Genomic DNA, 18950 nt, shown 5'->3' with positions numbered 1-18950 from the left:
ATCATCCCGTTGATCATCCGTTGATGAGGACCTCAAGGCTGCGCCGATAGGCGCTGGGGCTCATCCCGCAGGCGGCCCTGAAGGCGCCCGCCAGGTGGGACTGGTCGGCGAAGCCGAGATCGGCGGCGATCGTGGCAAGGTCGGCGTCAGGGCGCGCCGTGAGTGCCAGAACCACCTCCTGGAGCCTGATGCGGTGCCCCACCCATCTTGGTCCGCGTCCCAGGGTGGCGCGCAGGCAGCGCTGGATCGTGCGCTCGCTGACGTGCAGAGCCGCAGGCAGGGAGTCGCCTGTGCGCCGGTGAAGCCGGGAGCGCAGCTCATCGACCACCCGGTTGGCCAGGAGTCCACCCTCCGAGAGCGGACGGTCGGCCAGCCGTGCCCGGATCGCCTCATCGGCGGCCTGAGTGCGGGCCTGGGGCGTGGGGTGGGCCGCGACCCTGCGCATAAGTGCGTGCAGTCCAGCGTCCAGCTCCTCGGTCAGGGGGAGCGTGGTGTTGGCCAGGCGCTGGGGCGAGAGCGCACCGAGGACGGCGAGTCCCGCGGGTCGCAGCCGTACGGCGAACACCCTCCCATGGCCGTGGATCGTGCGGCGCCAGGCGCGGGCCTGGACTCCGGTGATCACCAGGGGCGCGGGCACATCACCCTCCTCCACCGTCAGGGTCACGGCCGGGGCATCAATGATCCGCTGGTCGATGCTCCGGTCACCCAGGTTCCACGAGACGTGCCAGTACTGGTCGACGACGTCGGCCACCGCAGGATCGGGCGTCACCCAGTGCGCGTGGTAGCGGGTGAGGTTATCCGGCGCCAGCACCCCGGTGCGCTCCTGTGGACGGATCGGGGACTCCCGTGGATCACAGTCCAGATCGACTGACATGGCCCCTAGTGTGGCACGCGCCCGTGCCTCGCCGTGGCCGTCGCGATCACCACCGCACCTGTCGCCTTTCTCCTATGCCAGCACTGCCGGCCCCCTTAGCGTTCTGGCCATGAGCAGCACCAACTACACTGAGACATTCATCCAGGTTGCCGAGGACTGCCCGGCGCAGGGCGCGCAGGTGCCTCCTGCTGGCCCGGCAAGCAGGCCCCCGACGATCGCCCTCCTCCAGTACCGGCTCCTCAGTGAGCGCCCCTACGAGCTGACCTCCGACGACCTGCTGTTCGAGGTGCACGCCATCCGTCAGAACATCGAGCCCCCGGAGCGGACCGCACAGCGGGAGGCCTTCTTCGCCAAGCCCCAGGCCTGTCTGCGCTCCTCACCGCTGGCCAAGCGCTACGGCTGGGGATTCCATCATGACGGCCAGGGCCGGGTGGCGCTGGTCCCTCTCGGCTCGACGCGCTACCAGGAGCTTTCGGAGGACTCCTCACTCACCCAGCTGAGAGCCATGCGCTCGCGCCGCGCCTCCTGACGTGACTCGTTCCAGGATCCTCACCCGGGTCTTGCTCATCACAACCCAGTGGGCGACGGCGGAGATGACGTACACCAGCCCCGAGGCCACGGCGATGACGCCGCCCGCGGACAGGCTCAGCCGCACCGCGGCCAGCAGCCCCACCAGGGCGGTGGCAGCGCCGAGGAGCGGGGCCGCCACGAGCAGCCGGCGCATGGTGGAGGTCCACGGTGCCAGCGCGGCCGCCGGCGCGGCGATGAGCGCGATGGGCAGGATCGTGCCGACAGCGGGAACGAGCATGACGATGGTCAGGGTGATCATGAGCATGACGGTCCCCTCGGCCCAGGCAGGGCGCAGTCCACTGGCGCGGTAGCCCAACGGGTCGAAGCTGTAGAAGATGAGGAACCGCCCGGCAACCATGAGCGCGAGCACCGTCAGCACCAGGACGACGCCGACGGCGACGACGTCGACGCGGCTGACGTTGAGCACGGATCCGGCCAGGAAGGAGTCCACCTTGAGAGGCAGCGGGGAGAACCACTTGTTGAGGAAGTAGCCCAGGGCGAAGCCGAAGGTGAGGACGACGCCGGCGGCCGACTGGGACGAGACCCCGGGAACCTGGGAGAGGCGTCGCATGAGCCAGATCATCGGCAGGCACATGAGGGCGGCCCCCACCAGTACCAGGGCGGACAGGAGGGTGAAGTCGGCACGCTGGCCAAGAAGCGCCTGCGAGGACCAGGCGGCTACGACAACGCCGACGATCGCGCCCGGGAAGGTCGCGTGGGTGAGTGACTCGGTGAAGAAGATCCGGCGATGGACCAGTGCGACCGCGCCCACGAGCCCGGCCAGCAGCCCCATGAGGACGACCTCGATAATGGGCAGCAGGAGAATGTCGAGCCCGATGCTCATACCCGGCTCCTTTCAGCCGCCGGGGCCGCAGCGCTCTCCGATCCCACAGCGCGACCGGCGGTGCTGTCCGCGCCCGCGTTCCTCGAGGTCGTCGGAACCGTTGCGGACCGTGTCGACCGAGCGCGCTGGATGGCCCCGCGAAGCCGTTCGCGCGCGGCGGCGACACCGACGGCGAGGAGGAGGATCGCGGTCATCACCAGGGCCACGGCGGCCTGCGGGGAGATTGGCTTGTCGAGGGTCTCGGGCAGGGCCATGAGCAGCATGCCGAGGTACCCGCCACCCACGCCGACAGCGATCGCGACCGCGACCATGGAGCGCACCCGGGAGGCGAGGATGCGCGCCGTCGTTCCTGGGATGACGAGGTAGCCGATGACGAGGAGGGTTCCCACCGCCGTCGAGGCCGAGACGACCGCGGCCGCGATGGCGGTGTTGAGGGCCAGGTCGAGCGCGAGGAGACGCAGACCCGAAGCACGGGCACCGGTGCGGTCGAAGGCGTAAGCGACCTGCTCCTTCCAGGTCGCCATGATGAGCAGGAGCGCGACGGTGCACACGATGAGCGCCTGAGCCAGGCGCTCATCGGTGACTTCCAGGAGACGGCCAAACATGAGGGCCTCAAGCTGTCCGGACATGTCGCCCTTGGCCAGGGACAGGATGAGCCCGATGGAGAAGAAGCTGGTGAGGACGACGGCGGTTCCGGCCTCGGAGGCCTCGTTATGACGCGCGCGGTGAGAGACGAGCGTCAGGACCAGGGCCGCGGCAACGGCGACGACGGAGGCGGCCGGGATGATCGCATTGATCCCCCAGTAGACGGCGCCGGCGACGATCCCGGGGAAGACGGCGTGGACCAGGGCCTCCGCACTGAACTCGGCGCTGCGCAGGTTGATGATGACGCCGATGACGCCGGCGACGATGCCCAGAAGCACCACCATGACCAGGGGCCGGAAGAGAAAGGGGGCATCGGCCAAGGGCGCGAGGCCGGGGACATTGAGGGCTGCCAGGCGCAGCTGCTCGAGGACCTGGCTGAAGAGCGTACCGTTCACTGTGACTCCCCCTCCCCTGCTCCAGATCGCAGGCCCAGCAACCGGGTGGTGCCGTGGCCGCCATAGGCCTCATCGATGTAGCGGGCCACGAGGACCTCGTCACGCGGCCCGAAGGCGATCTGCCGCCCTGCCAGGAGTGCCGCCTGCTCGCAGGTCTCCTGAGCCAGGACGAGGTCGTGGGTGGAGATGATCAGCGAGATGCCCTGCTCCTTGAGGTCGGTGATGATGGAGAGCAGGGCTTCACGGTTTGGCTGGTCCAGGCCGTTAAAGGGCTCGTCGAGGAGGATGAGACGGGGGCGGGCGGCCACGCAACGGGCGACGAGGACGCGCTGCTGCTGGCCGCCGGACAGGGTTCCGAAGCGTCGCTCGGCCCGGTCGGCCAACCCCACGCTTTTGAGGGCGTCCAGCGCCCGACGACGGGTTTGGGCGCCGGGGCGCCGCAGGATGCCGAGCTGGGAGTACATGCCCATCTGGACCACCTCCCGCACGGTGACGGGGAAGGTGGGGTCGAGGTCGCTGACCTGCGGAACGTATCCGACGGACCCGCGCGGTGCCCTCCCCGGCACCGCCCCGTTGACCCGCACCCGCCCGGAGCTGACAGCCACCATGCCGAGCAGGGCCCGCATGAGGGTGGTCTTGCCCGAGCCGTTGGGGCCGACGAGGGCGAGTGCCTGTCCGGCTGGGACCTGCCCGGTGACCCCGGTGAGCACCGTGGCGGTGCCGTAGGAGAAGGAGGCGCCCTCCAGGGTGACGACCGGCTTGGCCGAGGCGGGTGCGGGATCGTGGGGCTCTGTCATGTGCTGCCTCACTTGACGTCGGATGCCTTGGGGGTCCACCGGGTGAGGTCCGTGGGAATCTCGGCTACTGTACCGCCCCACGCCTTGGTGAGGTTGGAGACGTTGTGGAGGATGGAGCCGATGTAGGTCTCGCCGTCGGAGCCGGGGGCCCCTAGGGAGTCGCCGTAGAGGGCCTCGTCACCGATGACGGCCTTGACCCCGGCGACCTCGGCGACCTTCTCGATGGACTTGGGGTTATTGGAGTTCTCGGCGAAGATGGCCACGGCACCGGAGGCCTTGACCTTGTCGGCGGTCTGGCGGATCTTGTCCGCGGTCGCGTCCTGCTGAGAGTTGAAGTCGGACAGAGCGGCACCCTCGAACTTCACGCCAAACTCGTTGCTGAAGTAGCCGAAGGCATCGTGGCTGGTGAACAGGACCCGCTTGTCCTGGGGCACCGAGTCGAGAGAGCTGGCGGCCCACTCGTCGAGCTTCTTGAGCTTGGCGGCGTAGGCGTCCACATGGTTGCGGAAGACGCCGGCCTGGTCGGGGGCGGCCTTCTCCAGGGCGGCACCGATGTTGGTGACCTGGACGATGGCGTTCTTCGGGGAGGTCCACACGTGAGGATCGAAACGGAACTCCGGCTCACTCTCACCCTCCTCCGGAGGGAAGGGCCACGTGGCCACCTCGACCTTGTCGCCGCCCCGGTCGACCTTGTAGGGCTTGGACTCCTCCTTCTTCTGCTGGGCTTTCAGATCATCGACGTCGGCAGCCCCGGCCACACCGGAGGTGACCACCATGGTGCCCTTGAAGCCGGTGGAGTCGACGGCGGAGTCGAGGAAGTGCTCCAGGTCGACGCCGGAGACGAAGAAGAGGTCCGCCTCGGACAGGGCCTTGGACTGGGGCGTGGTCATGTCGTGCTCGTGCGCCGAGGCGTTGGGGGCCAACAGGCAGGTGAGCTTGAGGTGGGACGTGGCCTTGGCGGAATCGGCACCGAAATGCTGGGTCTTGCCGTCCGCACCGGTGCGCTCGAAGGAGAGGTCGCTGGAGGCGTCTCCCTCAGCATCGCCAGTGGCGAGCTGGGTGATGTAGTCGCAGATCTGGGTGGTGGAGGCGACCGCCTTGACCGTTCCCGGGGCGTCGGCGGAGGTCGAGCTGTGACCACAGGCTGCCAGGGCGGGAGCGGACAGGGCGAGGCAGGCGAGCGCCGCGACGCTGCGGCGACCCGTACTGGGGATGGTTCTCATAGCATCGAGTATAGTTTCGGGGAGCCGAAACTTCGCAAGTTAAGGCGATCCTTCGACAGATCGCGCCGGCAGGTGGCGCGGTGGGCACATTCAGGAACGGGCAGGACCATCGTCGCGGCGTCAGCCCGAACTCCACGACCCTTGGCTGTCAATGAGGGACACATGGGTGCACTCCACGACCGTCGGAAGTACGTGCAGTGCAGCCAACCCCCGGCCAGTAGACCCCAGGGCTCGTGCAGTGCGCACCCGACCTCAACCGACTGAGAGCCCCTCAAGGACGGCGGCGGAGGCGGACAGGCCCAAGCGGTTCGCACCGGCCTCGACCATAGCGAGGGCGTCGGCAGCGGTGCGGATGCCGCCGGAGGCCTTGACGCCAAGACGGTCTCCGACCGTGGCGCGCATGAGGGCGACGGCGTGGGCGGAGGCGCCGCCGGCGGGGTGGAAGCCGGTGGAGGTCTTGACGAAGTCGGCTCCGGCAGCCTCGGCGGCACGGCAGGAGGCGACGATCTCGCCATCGGTGAGGGCGGCGGACTCGATGATGACCTTGAGGACGGCGCCCCGGCAGGCCTCTCGCACGCCGCGGATGTCGGCTTCGACGGCGTCGAAGTCATCCTCCTTGATGAGGCGAAGATTGACAACCATGTCGATCTCCTCGGCCCCCTTGACGACGGCGTCGGCGGCCTCAGCGGCCTTGACGGAGGTGGCATGGGCGCCGGAGGGGAATCCGCAAACGGTGGCCAGGTGCAGGTTATCGGGCAGCTCCAGCGGGAGAAGGCTCGGGGAGACGCACACGCTGTAGGCGCCCAGAGCGGCGGCCTCGACGACGAGCGCGTCGACCTGGGTGGCAGTGGCCTCGGGCTTGAGGAGGGTGTGGTCGACGAGGGAGGCGATCTGGGCACGCGTGGTCATGGGGTTCCTTCCTGGTGGAGCAGTCGCGCCATCATGAACTGACCTGCCTTATGTGGGCAAAACAGACATGCGACGCAGCGTCGACGATGGAATCACAGATGAGAAAGGACGTTGATGATGTTTCCATCAGCATCTCGAAGGAAGAAGCGACGCACTCCCCACTCCTCCACTGCGAGATCATGCACGATCTCCCACCCGTTCTCCCGAGCAATCCTATAGACGCCATCCAGATCATCCACCTCAATAGAGACCGACGGATTGACAGGCGCAGTGGGATCAGAAGTGATCAGACCGATTTGAACAGAATGATCTCCTGGCGGAGACAGGGTCGCAATCCAACCATGATTCATGATCACCTCCATCCCGGTGATACGACGGTAGGCTTCGATGGCGGCATCAAGATCACGCACAGTAATGAGTGGCATGATACGTTGGGTCGACATAGATATCACTCTCACCAACTGGTTCTCGTCACGGACGGACTTCAACGGAGCGCGAGCCGACGCACCTGTTTCTCACCCTTGCAGTCGCGAGCACTACTGCGATCACCGACCCCAGAATCGGGACGGAGATGGCGCACAGCAGAACCACAGCGCTGCGAACCCCTCTTGCACCGACAACGAGGTACAGCGCCGAGACCACGCCCACAACATACAGCAGAACAAGCGCCGCTTCCGGTACAGACAGAGAGAACACGCACCCATCCTTTCAGGACGGCAGAACTTTCCCACCCTTTGAGTCAGGATAATACTCTTACTGGTCAGTTTTCGGGCGCGATGACGGCGATGACACGGGGCCAGCCGCCGAGCTCGCGGAGGCCGGGGCGGTGCGGATCGCGCGGGGTTGTCAGGTCGAGGGCCCGCACCGATCCGCTGGAGGGCTCGTAGATGTGCACGCTTCCCTCACCGGGGTCGTCCTGCCCGATGGTCCGCCAGGGCAGGGCCAGAACATAGTGGCGGGGAACGGCCGGAGTCCGAGCCAGCACAGCACGCAGCCGAGTCCCCAGCGCAGCCCCAGTCGCAGCGTCGCGATCGAGTACGAGCGGACCGCCGGTGACGAGGATGACTGGGAGCCCACCCGCCAACGCCTCACGGATCGAGGCGACCTCCAGCCTCCAGGCGGAACCGTGGTCGCTCACCCACTTCACTGCGTAGTGACGGCGGCGCTTCTCCGCGCTCTGGGCACAGGCGGCCACGATCTCGATCTGCCGGGCCACGGACCAGGGCGTGGATCCGAGCGCCTTCGGCCAGGGCAGGAGACCCAGGCCGCGGGAGTTCATGGCCCGTTGGATCCGCAGCTGGTGACGGGACAGAAGAGAGACCAGCTGCTTGCCCTCGCGGCCAGGTACCGACGACGCTGCGGCCCTCTGGGTGAGCTTCCCCGTCACGGTCTGACGTTCGCCGGGCGTCAGAAGCAGTCGGGCGGCCAGGAGGCAGGTGGGCCCACAGGTGGTGCCGTCGGTCTGAGTGAGGGTGATGGCCTGGCCCGCCTGGGTGAGGCGGCCTACCCGCAGCCGGGAGTTGACGGCCCGGGCGACGATGGTCGGCTCTACCTGCCGGGGCGCGGTCATCCGATCCGCTCCAGGACGACGCCGCGCTCACGGCAGGCGACGGCGTCGGCCGCCTCCTGCGATCCGGCCTCGGAGATGACGAGGCCGCCCGCGAGCGCCTCCCGGGCGCGGGCGAAGCGCTCGGGGGTAGCGGTGTGGAGGGTGAGCAGCGACTGTCCGGTGCGCACCGGGTCCCCGGGCTTGGCGTGCATGGTGACGCCGGCTACGGCCTGGACCGGGTCCTCCTTACGAGCGCGCCCGGCCCCCAGGCGCCAGGCGGCGACCCCGACGGCGAGTGCGTCGAGGGTGGTCAGGACGCCGTCGGCCGGGGCGGTGACGGTCTCGGTCTCCGGGGCGAGGGGCAGGGGCGCGTCCGGGTCCCCTCCCTGGCGGCGGACCATGTCGCGCCAGATATCCATGGCGCGCCCGTCGGCCAGGGCGGCACGGGCCTGGTCCTCCCCCACGGGGTTGCCGGCGGCGGCGCACATCTCCAGGGCCAGGGCGACGGTGAGATCGACGACGTCGGCCGGTCCCCCACCGGCGAGCACCTCGAGGGACTCGGCGACCTCGAGGGCGTTGCCGGCGGTGAGCCCGAGCGGGGTGGACATGTCGGTGAGCAGGGCGCGGGTGGTGACGCCGGCGTCGGTACCCAGGGCCACCATGGTAGAGGCGAGCTCGCGGGCCTGGTCCAGCTCCTTCATGAAGGCGCCCGAGCCGACCTTGACGTCCAGGACGAGGGCGCCGGTTCCCTCGGCGATTTTCTTGGACATGATCGAGGAGGCGATGAGCGGGACGCAGGAGACGGTGGCCGTGGTGTCGCGCAGCGCGTAGAGGCGCTTGTCGGCAGGGGCGAGGCCCGCCCCGGCGGCGCAGATGACGGCGCCGGGGCCGCTGAGCCCGAGCATCTCCAGGATCTCCGCGCCAGTGAGGTCGGCCCGCCAGCCGGGGATCGACTCCATCTTGTCCAGGGTCCCGCCGGTGTGCCCGAGGCCACGCCCGGAGAGCTGGGGGACGCTCACGCCGAAGACAGCCACAAGCGGCGCCAGCGGCAGGGTGATCTTGTCGCCCACTCCCCCGGTGGAGTGCTTGTCCGCCGTCGGGCGTCCGAGGCCGGAGAAGTCCATGCGCTCCCCGGAGTCGATCATGGCGCCGGTCCAGCGGGCGATCTCGGCTCGGCTCATGCCGCGCAGATAGATGGCCATGGCCAGGGCGCTCATCTGCTCCTCGGCCACCACACCGCGGGTGTACGCATCTACGACCCAGTCGATCTGGGCGTCGCTCAACGCGACGCCGTCGCGTTTGGCGGCGATGACGTCGACGGCGTCGAAGGGCTCGACGGCCGGCGGGGTGGCGGGAACGGTCATAGGGGCTCTCCTCGTCTCGGCTCGTCAGCTGCGCATCAGACGGTTGGTCGTCGGCTCTGCGTCAGCCGTGTATCAGCTCTGCTCGTCGACGACGCGTTCGACGTCGTCGGCGGTGAAGCGGTCGGGCAGGACCTCGTCGATGGTCATCCTCCCTGAGGGCATGGCCAGCACCATACCGTCGGCGGCGTGCTCGCTCAGGAGCTGACGGCAGCGCCCGCACGGCGCACACGCCCGGCCGTGGGCGTCCACGCAGGCGAAGGCGACCAGACGGCCTCCCCCGGTACGGACGAGCTCGGAGACGAGGCCGCACTCGGCGCACAGAGTGACTCCGTAGCCGGCGTTCTCCACGTTGCAGCCCGAGACGAGGCGGCCGTCGTCGACCAGGGCGGCGGCACCAACCTTGAAGCGGGAGTATGGCGCATAGGCCTGGGCCATGGCCTCGACGGCGAGATCGTGCAGGGCTCGCCAGTCGGCGTCGGTCAGGTCAGTGGGCACGATGCTGCTCACGGGTAGGGTACCCCCTCGGCGGCGGGCGCACGCACCTTGCCCACGAATCCGGCCACCGCCAGGATCGTCACGATGTAGGGGATCATCGAGATGATGTCGGGGGACACCGAGCTGCCGATGACCGGGAGGGTCTGGGCCACTGAGGTGGCGAAGCCGAAAAGCAGCGCCGCGCCCAGGGACCCCAGGGGCCGCCAGGCGCCCAGGATCATGGCGGCCAGGGCGATGTAGCCGTTGCCGGCGGTCATGTCGTTCTCGAAGGACAGGCCCGAGCCGACGGTGAAGAAGGCCCCGCCGAGCCCCGCGAGCGCTCCGGCCAGGGCGAGGTTGGCCACGCGGGTGCGTAATACCTTGATGCCAACGGTGTCGGCGGCCTTGGGGTGCTCGCCGCAGGCCCGCAGTCGCAGCCCCCAGCGAGAACGGAAGAGCATGTAGGACAGGACCGCCACAGCCACGTACATGAGGTAGACGAGGATCGTCTGGCGGAAGAGGACCGGCCCGACGAGGGGGATCCGGGACAGGATCGGCACCGCCAGGGCGGGCAGGCGCAGGGCCCGGTTGAGGCTGGGGCTGGAGGACAGGAAGGTGGAGAACAGGAAGCCGGTGAGACCTGAGACCAGGACGTTGAGAACGACGCCGACGACGATCTGGTTGACCCGGTAGCGCAGGCCGAACAGGGCCAGCAGGAGTGCCACGAGGACTCCGGCCACGGGCGCGGCGAGGAGTCCCGCCCACGGGTTGGTGCAGGCCGAGGCGACGACGGCGCCCAGGAAGGCCCCGCCCAGGAGCTGGCCCTCGATGGCGATGTTGATGGTACCCGAGCGCTCCCCGATGATCCCGGCCAGCGACCCGTAGACGAGGGGGACGCTCAGTCCCAGCGCGGAGGACAGGATGGTCACCAGGGGGATGACGCCGTGACGTCCGGCGCCGGCCCAGGCCAGGAAGGTGATGACGAATCCGAGGCCGAGCAGGACGGTGACCCAGGTCGGGATCCTGCCGCGACGCCGAGCCCTGCTGAGGGCCACGGTGGTGGCCGCTGCGACGATCCCGGCAGCGACGAGGATGACCAGGCGCGCGTTGAGCTCGAGGTTCCCGATCTGGAAGAGGTCGGAGGAGGCACTGAGGTCGAAGGTGGTTGAACCGTGGGCGCTCATTGCCATGAGCCCCTGGAGGAGGAGCACGACGACGCCGGTAATCGGGATCTTGAGGTTCATGGGCTCGACGGCCACGGGGGTGGAATCAGCTGAAGCGGCGAGGGTGCTTGACTTGGCTGAGGCGGTTGGCACGCTCATGGCTCAGGCCTCCTTCGCGGCCGGGGCGGGCGCCGTAGCCGGGGCTGAGGCGGAGGACGGATCGGCGCCGCCGTCCTGAGACTCTCGGCGCTCCGGGAGTCGGAAGATGGTCCGGACCAGGGGCGGTGCGGCGATGAACAGCACGATCGTGGACTGCAGGACCAGGACGATCTTGATGTGGGTGCCCGGCGCCGCCTGCATGGCGGTGCCGCCGGCGCGCAGCGCCCCGAAGAGCAGGCCGGCCAGGACGGTTCCTACGGGCCGGGAGCGCCCCAGCAGCGCCACCGTGATGGCGTCGAACCCGATGGTCCCCACAACGGACTCGTCCATGCCCTTCTGGGTTCCCAGGACCGGCGCGGTGGCGGCCAGCCCGCACAGGGCGCCGGAGATCATCATGACCAGGCTCGTCACCCACGGCACGCTCATACCGGCGGTGCGAGCGGCATCAGCGTTGAGGCCGGTGGCCCGCAGCTGGAAGCCGAGGCGGGAACGCTCCATGAGCCACCACACCGCCACGGCGACCAAGAGGGCCAGGATGAAGCCGGCGTGGAGGCGGAAGGAGCTGCCGGCCAGCGAGGGGTACTGAGCGGTGTCGGCCACGGCCAGTGACTTGCGGTTGCCGGTCTCCCCCTCCCCGTTGAAGGCCTTGAGGCTGAGTAACTGGGACAGCAGGTGGGCGGCGATCGAGTTGAGCATGATCGTCACGATGACCTCGTTGGCACCGGTGCGGGCCTTGAGGACGCCGGCGATTCCGCCCCACACCAGACCTCCCAGGGCCGCCCCGACGACGGCCACGATCAGGTGGGCCGCCGGCGGCATGTTCCAGGAGATACCCGCGTAGCAGGCCGTGATCGCCCCGAGGATCATCTGCCCCTGGCCGCCGATGTTGAACAGGCCGGCGCGGAAGGCCACGGCCATGCCGAGCCCCGCGATGATGAGCGGGGTGGCGTTGGTCAGGGTGTCGGTGATGGGGCGGATCATGCGCACGCCCGTGGTGGCGCGCCAGTCGAGGATGGCGCCGCGCAGCAGGGAGCTGTAGGCCTCGCTCAGAGTGGATCCGGCGGCGTGGAGGAAGTCGCCGGGACGGTTGAGCAGGTAGGTGGCGGTGTAGCGCACCTCGGAGTCGGCCGCGAGGATGAGGATCGAGCTGAGGAGCAGGGCGGTCAGGATCGCCAGGAGCCCGACCATGGCGGGAGAGGAGGCGACCTGCCGCAGCAGGGCGGCCTGGCCGGCCGGCCGGCTGCTCCGGCTGCGCGCGGAGCGGTCCTCGGACTGGTTCGTCGGCGTCGGTGCGGTACTGGAGCCGGTGGTGGGGGTGCTCATCGTGGCTGCTCCTGAGGGTCGTGGGCTTCCTCGGCGGGGGTGCCGGCCATCATGAGGCCCAGGGCGTCTCTGGCGGTGTCGGCGGGGACGGTGCCGACGATCCGCCCGCGGTACATGACGGCGATCCTGTCCGCCAGGGCGTAGATCTCATCGAGCTCGGAGGAGATGATGAGGACGGCGGTGCCGGTATCCCGCTCGGCGACGAGGCGCTGGTGGACGAACTCGATGGAGCCCACGTCCAGACCGCGGGTGGGCTGGGAGGCGACGAGGACCTTGAGGGGCCGGGAGAGCTCGCGGGCGAGGATGGCCTTCTGCTGGTTCCCTCCCGAGAGGGTGGAGATGGCGTCGTCGACGTCGGTGACGCGCACGTCGAACTCCTCGCGCATCCGGTGGGCGGCCTGGCGCACGCGCGTTGGGGACAGTGACGGGCCGCGCCCCAGGGAGGGGTCGTCGTAGCGGTCGAGGATCATGTTCTCGGCGACGGAGAGCTCGGCGACCATGCCGTCGGTGGAACGGTCCTCGGGGACGAAGCCGAGCCCCGAGCGCAGCCGACGGCGCACCCCGTGGCGGGTGACGTCGTGGCCGTCGAAGGCGATAGTGCCGGTGATCGGCGAGCGCAGCCCCAGGATGACCTCGCTCAGCTCGGTCTGCCCGTTGCCCTGGACGCCCGCGATGGCGAGGATCTCGCCGGCGCGCACGCGCAGGTCGATGTCGTCGAGCAGGACGGTGCCGTCCTCGACGAGGCTGATACCGTCCAGGACGAGCCCGTTGTCCCCGGGGTCGGCCGGGGGCTTGTCAACGGTGAGGGAGACGTCGTGGCCGACCATGAGGCCGGCGAGCTCGGAGGCCGAGGCGGTGGGCTCGGCGGTGCCGACGACGCGGCCGCGGCGGATGACGGTGATGATGTCGGCGACCTCGCGGATCTCGCGCAGCTTGTGGGTGATGAAGACGATCGAGGTGCCCGAGGCCTTGAGCTCTCGCATGATGGTGATGAGCTCATCGGTCTCCTGCGGGGTGAGCACAGCGGTGGGCTCATCGAGGATGAGGACCTTGGCGTCGCGGGCCAGGGCCTTGATGATCTCCACGCGCTGCTGGACGCCCACGGGCAGGTCCTCGACGAGGGCATTGGGGTCGACGTCGAAGCCGAAGCGGCGGGAGATCTCGGTGACCTTGGCCGCGGCGGCACCGGCGTCGATGATCCCCAGCGGCCCCACCGGCTCGTAGCCCAGGGCGACGGACTCGGCCACGGTGAAGACAGGCACGAGCATGAAGTGCTGGTGGACCATGCCGATGCCGGCGGCCACGGCGTCACCCGGCCCGGAGAAGGTGACGGGCTCGTCGTCGATGAGGACCTGTCCGGCGTCGGGCTGGTGGAGGCCGTAGAGGACGTTCATCAGCGTGGACTTGCCCGCGCCGTTCTCACCCAGGAGGGCGTGGATCTGCCCGGGCTCGACGGTCAGGTCGATGTGGTCGTTGGCCACGAGCGGCCCGAAGGCCTTCGTGATTCCGCGCAGCTCAAGCTTCACAACAGGCTCGCTTCCGGGTGGCGGTGGAGGCCCGGGGCGCCGGCCCCGGGCGGGCGTTCAGGAGGGGTCGTAGGGGGTCGAGACATCGAGAGACCCGTCGACGATCTGGGTGCGAAGCTCCTCGATCCGGGCCTTGACCGGCTCGGGTACCCGGGAGTCGAAGTCGTGGAAGGGGGCAGTGGCCACACCCTCGTTCTCGAGGGTTCCGATGTAGGGATCGGCGGAGAACCTGCCCTCGGAGGCGTCCTTGACGGTGTCGAGCACCGAGTTTCCGATCTCCTTGACCACCGAGGTCATGATGATGCTGCCATCACCGGTGGAGGCGTAGCCGTCGGAGTCGACCCAGATGACGGCGTTGGCGCCACCGGCGTCGTTCTTCTGCTTGACGGAGGACAGCGTGCCCTGGCCGACGGGGCCGGCCACCGGCATGATGATGTCCGCCCCCTGGGAGATGAACTGCTCGGTGATGGCCTGGCCCTTGGCGGCGTCGGAGAAGTTGCCTACGAAGGACCCGCCCTTGCCGGTGGTGGCGTCCCAGCCCTTGACCTGGACGGAGGCACCGGTGTCCTCGTTGTAGCGGGCCACACCTCTGGCGAAGCCGTCCATGAAGATCTGGACGGTGGGCAGGGGCTTGCCGCCGTAGGTGCCCACCACCCCGGTCCGGGAGGTACCGGCGGCGGCGTATCCAGCCAGGTAGGCGGCCTCGGCCGTCTTGAACAGCAGCGGCTTGGCGTTGGGCAGAGTGGCAGGTTGTCCGTCGGCTCCGATGAAGGAGGCGTCGATGAGGGCGAACTGGATGTCAGGGTTGGCCTTGGCCGACTCGGTCAGGTCGGCGGCGATGTTGAAGCCGACGCCGATGACGAGCTTGCAGTTCTGCTGGATGAGCGCGTAGATGTTGGTGGCGTAGTCGGCCGAGCTCTCCGACTGCACGGCGATGGTCTTGACCCCCAGCTCCTTGCCGGCCCGGTCCAGACCCTTCTTGCCGGACTCATTGAAGGAGTGGTCGTCGAATCCGCCTTCGTCGGAGAGCATGCAGGCGGTGAAGTCCTTGGCGCCCTCCAGGTTGCGGGTGGGCCGCTGCGCCGGCGGCGTCCCGCAGGCGGCCAGGACCAGGGCCAGGGCCGCGCCGAGCGTCATCGCGGAGCAGGCCTTGTTCATGGAAACCTCCGTGGTTCTCGCGTGCGGCAGGTGGCACGTTCGGTTTCCAAGGATATGCGAAAGCACGTGATTCTCACACCGTGCGATTCACCAGGGCCGGCTTACGACCGTGTCGGTTTCGCCGCGTTGGGGCCGGTATCGGGGGATCTCTTCTCCCGGCGCCGGGCCCTTCGAGGGTCTCAGACCCGTGGCTCTGGTGAGACTCGCTAGAGCAGGTCCTCACGCCCGGCCGCCCTCAGGGCGTCGACGACGCCTTTGACGTCCTGGGCGTGCTCAGGCGTAGTGACCAGGAGTGCGTCGGGTGTGTCGACGACGACGGCGCCCGGTACGCCGAGCAGCACCACCGTGCGTCCGGAGGTGGGGGCGATGAGGGCACCGTCGGAGCCGATCGCCCGGACGTCAGCCCGAGGGGCCTCGGGAGCCGAGGCGTCGACGCCGTCGAGCACTCGCGCCCCGTCTGCCAGTCCCTCGGTGCGAGAGGCCACGAGCTCCGTCAGGGCATCGAAACCGCCGACGTCGTTCCACCCCATGGAGACGGGCACGGCGGCCACTCCCCCGGCGGCGGCTACCGGCTCGGCGATGGCGTGGTCGATGGCGATCTTCTCCAGGGCCGGCCAGCGCTCGGCCAGGACCTCCTCGCGCTCGGGGGTGTCCCAGGCTGCGGCGATGGCCTCGATGCCGGCGGCCAGCTGCGGCCTGAGCTCGGCCAGGTGATCCAGGAGCACGCCCGTGCGGGCCACGAACATGCCGGCGTTCCAGCGATAGTCGCCGGTAGCCAGGTAGGCGGCGGCGGTGTCGGCGTCAGGCTTCTCGGTGAAGCCCAGGACTCTGAGACCGTCGGGGGCGCCGGGCACATTGGTGGGGTCTCCGGCATGGATGTAGCCGAAGGCGGTCGAGGGGCCGGTGGCCTCGATCCCGATGGTGACCACCCAGCCCTGCTCGGCCAGGAGGGCTGCCTGGCGCACGGCACCGGCGAAGGAGGCCCGGTCGGCCACCGTGTGGTCGGCGGCGAAGGACCCGACAATGGCGTCGCGCCCGTGGCGGTGGGCGATGACGGCGGCGGCCAGGCCGATAGCCGCCATGGAGTCGCGCGGGGAGGGCTCGGCAAGGAGGTTGTCGCGCGGGATGTCCGGGAGCTGGTCTGCCACGGCGGCGATGTGGGCGATACCGGTGACGACCGTCGTCGTGGCGGCCAGCGGCGCCAGACGCTCGACGGTGTCCTGCAGGAGGCTGCGACCGACCCCAGTGAGGTCGAGGAGGAACTTGGGGCGGTGACGCCGGCTGAGCGGCCACAGCCGGGTGCCCGCCCCTCCGGCGGGGATGATGGCGTGGATGGCCGGGGCCGAGCCACCGGAAGGACCGGAGCCTTCAGGACGCACGGCGTGATCGAGCTTGCCAGGGTCAGCAGGAGTATCAGTCACCGGCACAGGCTATCCGTTCGAGCAGCCGCCTCGCACACACCACAGCCCCGGTCTCAGCACCTACATCCCCGGCCGAACGACCTTCCTCGACTGAGCCGCTTTCACAATCCCGGCGGCAATCAGACCGACGATGCCGAGCACCACCCCACCAGCCGCCACCTTGCGAACCGGATAGGCGCTCTCGCCGAGCCAACCTCGGTTCTCCCACCGGGTACGAGCCCTATGGCTCTCAATCGTGATGGGACAGTCCCCCTGGTCCGGATCACTGAACCCGGAGCTGACGGGCTCGTCGGTGACGCATTCATACTTAGGCCCCGGACCACTCGGAGGAATAAGACTAATCCCGATGGCTCCTGCTCCAGACACCAGCAGAACCAGCGCGACGATAAGTACTCGTTTAGCCGCTGACACTGCGACTCCTTTCGTGAGAAATAATACGCGAGTCATGTTCGACGCCATAATGTTACCCGCATCAACAAGGGCATCAAAATCCTTGGACTCACATCTCACCGATGCACAGACGATCTCCGAATCAGCGGCCAGCCCAGGTGCCCCGGAATACTTGAGGCCTAGTTCCCTTTTGAATTCGTGAGAATTTTGTATCCAGAACTCATCAACCACCTCCGCATAGACTGATGAGGTGCGTACGGCACCTGACGGCGCTCCCACTTCCCCACAAAAGCGGTTCCAGCCGCGCTCAGGGAATCGGCACCGGGGGAACGTAGTCGGGGTGCGCCGTGGGGTCTGCCTCGAGGCTGCCGGTGATGGACTGGCGGGGCCAGGTCAGGGTCTCGGGCACGGAGAGCGTCACGTAGTTGGGGCGCTCGTGGGCGTGGACCTCGTCGGGGTGGTCGACGTCGCGAGGCAGCGGCGGGTTGGCCATCCAGGCCGCCACGAGCAGCACGGTACGACTGGTCAGATGCAGCCACAGGACGAGGACAGCGATGGCGGCGAAGGAGGCCAGGAGAGGATTGCGGGACACCGAGCTGACCGCACCGGTCCCCACTTGGCGCAGCACGCCGAGTGCGAAGGCGCCCAGCATGCAGCCCAGCGTCAGATCGCGTCGGGGAGGACGGACGCCGCAGATGGTGATGAGGAGCGCCAGGACACCGGTGTCGATGAGGAAGGAGATGAGGAGCGTCGTCAACCACGCCCCGGTACCGGTCAATGAATCCGGCAGCCCCAGGGCCCGACCGACGTTACCGGACAGCGTCGTCGTCACCACCGAGGCCACGGCAGTCACGAGCACCCCGGCCACGATGACGAGGAACCCGGCGATATTCGCCAGCTGCCCGATCATCGGCCTCATCACGGGGTTGACCAGCCCGAACATGGCGCGCAGCGCGATCTTGAGAGTGCCCATGAGGCTGATGACCGAGTAGATGAGCGCCCCTACCGCCACCACGGAGCCCAGATTGAGCGCCGAGGTGAGCGTCAGCTGTTCCACCGAGACCAGCCCCTGGCCGTTGCCGGTGTCGATGACGCCGGGCAGAAGGGAGTTGATCGAGTCGACGACGGCCGCGCGGAGGGTGGGACGATTACCGAGCATCGCCATGAGCATGCTCACGCCGATGACGAGCACCGCAAAGACTGAGAACATACCCGTGTAGGCGATCCCTCCGGCCATGAGCGCACCGCGCGCCGTGCCGTAGCGGATCAGGGTCCGGCCGACCCGCGTGCGCCGGCCGGCCGCCACCAGCGCCTTGACGCGCTCGATCACACCGAGACCACGGGAGTTGTCGGAGCCGGCGAGACGGTAGGCGCTTCGGCCTCCTCAGCCGCGGCGGGCACCAGAGAGCCCCCGAAGGCGAAGGCGGCTGCCACCTCCCAGCCTCCTGCGAGGCTCGGGCGCCCGGTGCTGCCTCGCCTGGCGGAGTGACCGGGCTGACTGAGGTGGCGGTAGAGGTGGAGCTTGGTGACGGTGAAGTCCATGGTCAGCTCAGCGCCCTTTCTCGCTGCGGTGTCGAGGCCGTCATCAGCGACCTCGTGGGCCAGGGTCACGTGCGGATGGAAGGGGAAGCTGAGCGACCGGGCCAGGGGGCCGCGACGGTCGCGGACCCGCCCCTGGAGGCGGTCACACTCCTCAGCGCCGCTGCGCAGGCCGAGGTAGACCACCGGGCTGACGGGGCGGAAGGTACCGACCTCGTCGAGGTGCACATCGAAGGGCGTCGTCCCGGCAGCCACGTTGCGCAGGTGCCGCATGACCTCGTCGAGCGAGTCGACGTCGACGGCAGTGGGCGGCAGCAGGGTGATGTGGGGCGGGACGACCTCGGCCAGGGGGTCGCCGGCGGCCTCCCGCACCTCCCGCACCTGGGCGGCGTAGTGGGATGGCAGGGCGATGGCCACACCGATGACGCACTGGTGAGCGCCTGGTGCGGGGATCTGCATGGCTCCTGAGCTCCTACGGGACGGCTGGCTGATGTTGACTGATGCTGACTGATATGGAGTCGTGCGTCAGGACGACCGGATGTCCTGAGGGTGACCTGAACACACTACCGCGCCACACCCTCCGCGTCCCAGCCGGGGGCGCCGCGCGAGCGGGACAAGTGTGCCATG

General features: G+C 68.8%; 20 protein-coding genes. 1 reads left to right on the top strand and 19 read right to left on the bottom strand.

Annotated features, from left to right (window positions below; genetic code table 11):
• Nucleotides 1–13: 13 nt before the first annotated feature.
• Complete coding sequence (locus HMPREF9056_RS06360) at nucleotides 14–874, bottom strand: AraC family transcriptional regulator (protein ID WP_009403867.1); 861 nt, start codon at nucleotides 872–874, stop codon at nucleotides 14–16.
• A 109-nt stretch (nucleotides 875–983) separates the two neighbouring features.
• Between HMPREF9056_RS06360 and HMPREF9056_RS06355 the strand changes: the two genes are divergently transcribed.
• Nucleotides 984–1403: a DUF6157 family protein gene (locus tag HMPREF9056_RS06355; RefSeq protein WP_009403866.1), complete on the top strand. Its 420-nt coding sequence runs from the start codon at nucleotides 984–986 to the stop codon at nucleotides 1401–1403.
• Here the strand turns inward: HMPREF9056_RS06355 and HMPREF9056_RS06350 are convergent.
• The 18 genes from HMPREF9056_RS06350 to HMPREF9056_RS06280 all read right to left on the bottom strand — a co-directional run bounded on the left by HMPREF9056_RS06350 (nucleotide 1359) and on the right by HMPREF9056_RS06280 (nucleotide 18782).
• Nucleotides 1359–2288 (bottom strand): metal ABC transporter permease, encoded by a 930-nt coding sequence (locus HMPREF9056_RS06350; RefSeq protein WP_009403865.1) that lies wholly within the window; start codon nucleotides 2286–2288, stop codon nucleotides 1359–1361. The genes HMPREF9056_RS06355 and HMPREF9056_RS06350 overlap by 45 nt on opposite strands.
• Nucleotides 2285–3328 carry a metal ABC transporter permease gene (locus HMPREF9056_RS06345; RefSeq protein WP_009403864.1) on the bottom strand — a complete coding sequence of 348 codons (1044 nt, stop codon included), beginning with the start codon at nucleotides 3326–3328 and terminating at the stop codon, nucleotides 2285–2287. Before HMPREF9056_RS06345 ends, HMPREF9056_RS06350 begins: the two co-directional genes overlap by 4 nt.
• Nucleotides 3325–4125 carry a metal ABC transporter ATP-binding protein gene (locus HMPREF9056_RS06340; RefSeq protein ID WP_009403863.1) on the bottom strand — a complete coding sequence of 267 codons (801 nt, stop codon included), beginning with the start codon at nucleotides 4123–4125 and terminating at the stop codon, nucleotides 3325–3327. The genes HMPREF9056_RS06345 and HMPREF9056_RS06340 overlap by 4 nt, the downstream gene beginning before the upstream one ends.
• Before the next feature lie 8 nt (nucleotides 4126–4133).
• On the bottom strand, nucleotides 4134–5348 hold the full coding sequence (locus HMPREF9056_RS06335) for a metal ABC transporter substrate-binding protein (protein WP_009403862.1): 1215 nt from the start codon (nucleotides 5346–5348) through the stop codon (nucleotides 4134–4136).
• Between the two features lie 252 nt (nucleotides 5349–5600).
• Complete coding sequence (gene deoC, locus HMPREF9056_RS06330; protein WP_009403861.1) at nucleotides 5601–6257, bottom strand: deoxyribose-phosphate aldolase; 657 nt, start codon at nucleotides 6255–6257, stop codon at nucleotides 5601–5603.
• Nucleotides 6258–6349: 92 nt separating this feature from the next.
• On the bottom strand, nucleotides 6350–6700 hold the full coding sequence (locus HMPREF9056_RS13635) for a VOC family protein (protein WP_172635245.1): 351 nt from the start codon (nucleotides 6698–6700) through the stop codon (nucleotides 6350–6352).
• Nucleotides 6701–6728: 28 nt separating this feature from the next.
• The gene (locus HMPREF9056_RS13630) at nucleotides 6729–6953 is read right to left on the bottom strand and encodes a hypothetical protein (protein WP_087942209.1); all 225 of its coding nucleotides are present in this window, start codon (nucleotides 6951–6953) and stop codon (nucleotides 6729–6731) included.
• Nucleotides 6954–7017: 64 nt separating this feature from the next.
• Nucleotides 7018–7827: a hypothetical protein gene (locus HMPREF9056_RS06325; protein ID WP_009403859.1), complete on the bottom strand. Its 810-nt coding sequence runs from the start codon at nucleotides 7825–7827 to the stop codon at nucleotides 7018–7020.
• Entirely contained in the window at nucleotides 7824–9170 is a 1347-nt protein-coding gene (locus tag HMPREF9056_RS06320; protein WP_009403858.1) for a thymidine phosphorylase, read from the bottom strand. Before HMPREF9056_RS06320 ends, HMPREF9056_RS06325 begins: the two co-directional genes overlap by 4 nt.
• Before the next feature lie 72 nt (nucleotides 9171–9242).
• Nucleotides 9243–9677, bottom strand: coding sequence for a cytidine deaminase (locus tag HMPREF9056_RS06315; RefSeq protein WP_009403857.1), 435 nt, complete (start codon nucleotides 9675–9677; stop codon nucleotides 9243–9245).
• The gene (locus HMPREF9056_RS06310) at nucleotides 9674–10966 is read right to left on the bottom strand and encodes an ABC transporter permease (RefSeq protein ID WP_034514044.1); all 1293 of its coding nucleotides are present in this window, start codon (nucleotides 10964–10966) and stop codon (nucleotides 9674–9676) included. The genes HMPREF9056_RS06315 and HMPREF9056_RS06310 overlap by 4 nt, the downstream gene beginning before the upstream one ends.
• 3 nt (nucleotides 10967–10969) lie before the next feature.
• The gene (locus HMPREF9056_RS06305) at nucleotides 10970–12289 is read right to left on the bottom strand and encodes an ABC transporter permease (RefSeq protein WP_009403855.1); all 1320 of its coding nucleotides are present in this window, start codon (nucleotides 12287–12289) and stop codon (nucleotides 10970–10972) included.
• Nucleotides 12286–13815: an ABC transporter ATP-binding protein gene (locus HMPREF9056_RS06300; RefSeq protein WP_009403854.1), complete on the bottom strand. Its 1530-nt coding sequence runs from the start codon at nucleotides 13813–13815 to the stop codon at nucleotides 12286–12288. Before HMPREF9056_RS06300 ends, HMPREF9056_RS06305 begins: the two co-directional genes overlap by 4 nt.
• A 57-nt stretch (nucleotides 13816–13872) precedes the next feature.
• The gene (locus tag HMPREF9056_RS06295; protein ID WP_009403853.1) at nucleotides 13873–14973 is read right to left on the bottom strand and encodes a BMP family protein; all 1101 of its coding nucleotides are present in this window, start codon (nucleotides 14971–14973) and stop codon (nucleotides 13873–13875) included.
• A gap of 206 nt (nucleotides 14974–15179) precedes the next feature.
• Nucleotides 15180–16400 (bottom strand): mannose-1-phosphate guanylyltransferase, encoded by a 1221-nt coding sequence (locus HMPREF9056_RS06290; protein WP_157185025.1) that lies wholly within the window; start codon nucleotides 16398–16400, stop codon nucleotides 15180–15182.
• 54 nt (nucleotides 16401–16454) lie between these two features.
• A complete protein-coding gene (locus tag HMPREF9056_RS14660; protein ID WP_253269955.1) occupies nucleotides 16455–17015 on the bottom strand; it encodes a hypothetical protein in 561 nt (186 codons plus the stop codon).
• 76 nt (nucleotides 17016–17091) lie between these two features.
• Entirely contained in the window at nucleotides 17092–18114 is a 1023-nt protein-coding gene (locus tag HMPREF9056_RS06285) for a YihY/virulence factor BrkB family protein (protein WP_009403849.1), read from the bottom strand.
• Complete coding sequence (locus tag HMPREF9056_RS06280; protein WP_009403848.1) at nucleotides 18111–18782, bottom strand: 2'-5' RNA ligase family protein; 672 nt, start codon at nucleotides 18780–18782, stop codon at nucleotides 18111–18113. The genes HMPREF9056_RS06285 and HMPREF9056_RS06280 overlap by 4 nt, the downstream gene beginning before the upstream one ends.
• Between the last annotated feature and the right edge of the window lie 168 nt (nucleotides 18783–18950).

Source organism: Actinomyces sp. oral taxon 170 str. F0386, from assembly GCF_000195595.1.
Classification (GTDB): Bacteria; Actinomycetota; Actinomycetes; order Actinomycetales; family Actinomycetaceae; genus Actinomyces.
Note: the sequence above shows the minus strand (reverse complement) of the source record. Positions and strands in the feature narration are given on the sequence as shown.

What these genes read in the sequence shown, in the direction of transcription:
- HMPREF9056_RS06310 (WP_034514044.1), bottom strand. Translation starts at nt 10,966, where the DNA reads ATGAGCGTGCCAACCGCCTCAGCCAAGTCAAGCACCCTCGCCGCTTCA.
- HMPREF9056_RS06340 (WP_009403863.1), bottom strand. Translation starts at nt 4,125, where the DNA reads ATGACAGAGCCCCACGATCCCGCACCCGCCTCGGCCAAGCCGGTCGTC.
- HMPREF9056_RS06320 (WP_009403858.1), bottom strand. Translation starts at nt 9,170, where the DNA reads ATGACCGTTCCCGCCACCCCGCCGGCCGTCGAGCCCTTCGACGCCGTC.
- HMPREF9056_RS06280 (WP_009403848.1), bottom strand. Translation starts at nt 18,782, where the DNA reads ATGCAGATCCCCGCACCAGGCGCTCACCAGTGCGTCATCGGTGTGGCC.
- HMPREF9056_RS13635 (WP_172635245.1), bottom strand. Translation starts at nt 6,700, where the DNA reads ATGTCGACCCAACGTATCATGCCACTCATTACTGTGCGTGATCTTGAT.
- HMPREF9056_RS06325 (WP_009403859.1), bottom strand. Translation starts at nt 7,827, where the DNA reads ATGACCGCGCCCCGGCAGGTAGAGCCGACCATCGTCGCCCGGGCCGTC.
- HMPREF9056_RS06305 (WP_009403855.1), bottom strand. Translation starts at nt 12,289, where the DNA reads ATGAGCACCCCCACCACCGGCTCCAGTACCGCACCGACGCCGACGAAC.
- HMPREF9056_RS06350 (WP_009403865.1), bottom strand. Translation starts at nt 2,288, where the DNA reads ATGAGCATCGGGCTCGACATTCTCCTGCTGCCCATTATCGAGGTCGTC.
- HMPREF9056_RS06360 (WP_009403867.1), bottom strand. Translation starts at nt 874, where the DNA reads ATGTCAGTCGATCTGGACTGTGATCCACGGGAGTCCCCGATCCGTCCA.
- HMPREF9056_RS06355 (WP_009403866.1), top strand. Translation starts at nt 984, where the DNA reads ATGAGCAGCACCAACTACACTGAGACATTCATCCAGGTTGCCGAGGAC.
- deoC (WP_009403861.1), bottom strand. Translation starts at nt 6,257, where the DNA reads ATGACCACGCGTGCCCAGATCGCCTCCCTCGTCGACCACACCCTCCTC.
- HMPREF9056_RS06335 (WP_009403862.1), bottom strand. Translation starts at nt 5,348, where the DNA reads ATGAGAACCATCCCCAGTACGGGTCGCCGCAGCGTCGCGGCGCTCGCC.
- HMPREF9056_RS06295 (WP_009403853.1), bottom strand. Translation starts at nt 14,973, where the DNA reads ATGAACAAGGCCTGCTCCGCGATGACGCTCGGCGCGGCCCTGGCCCTG.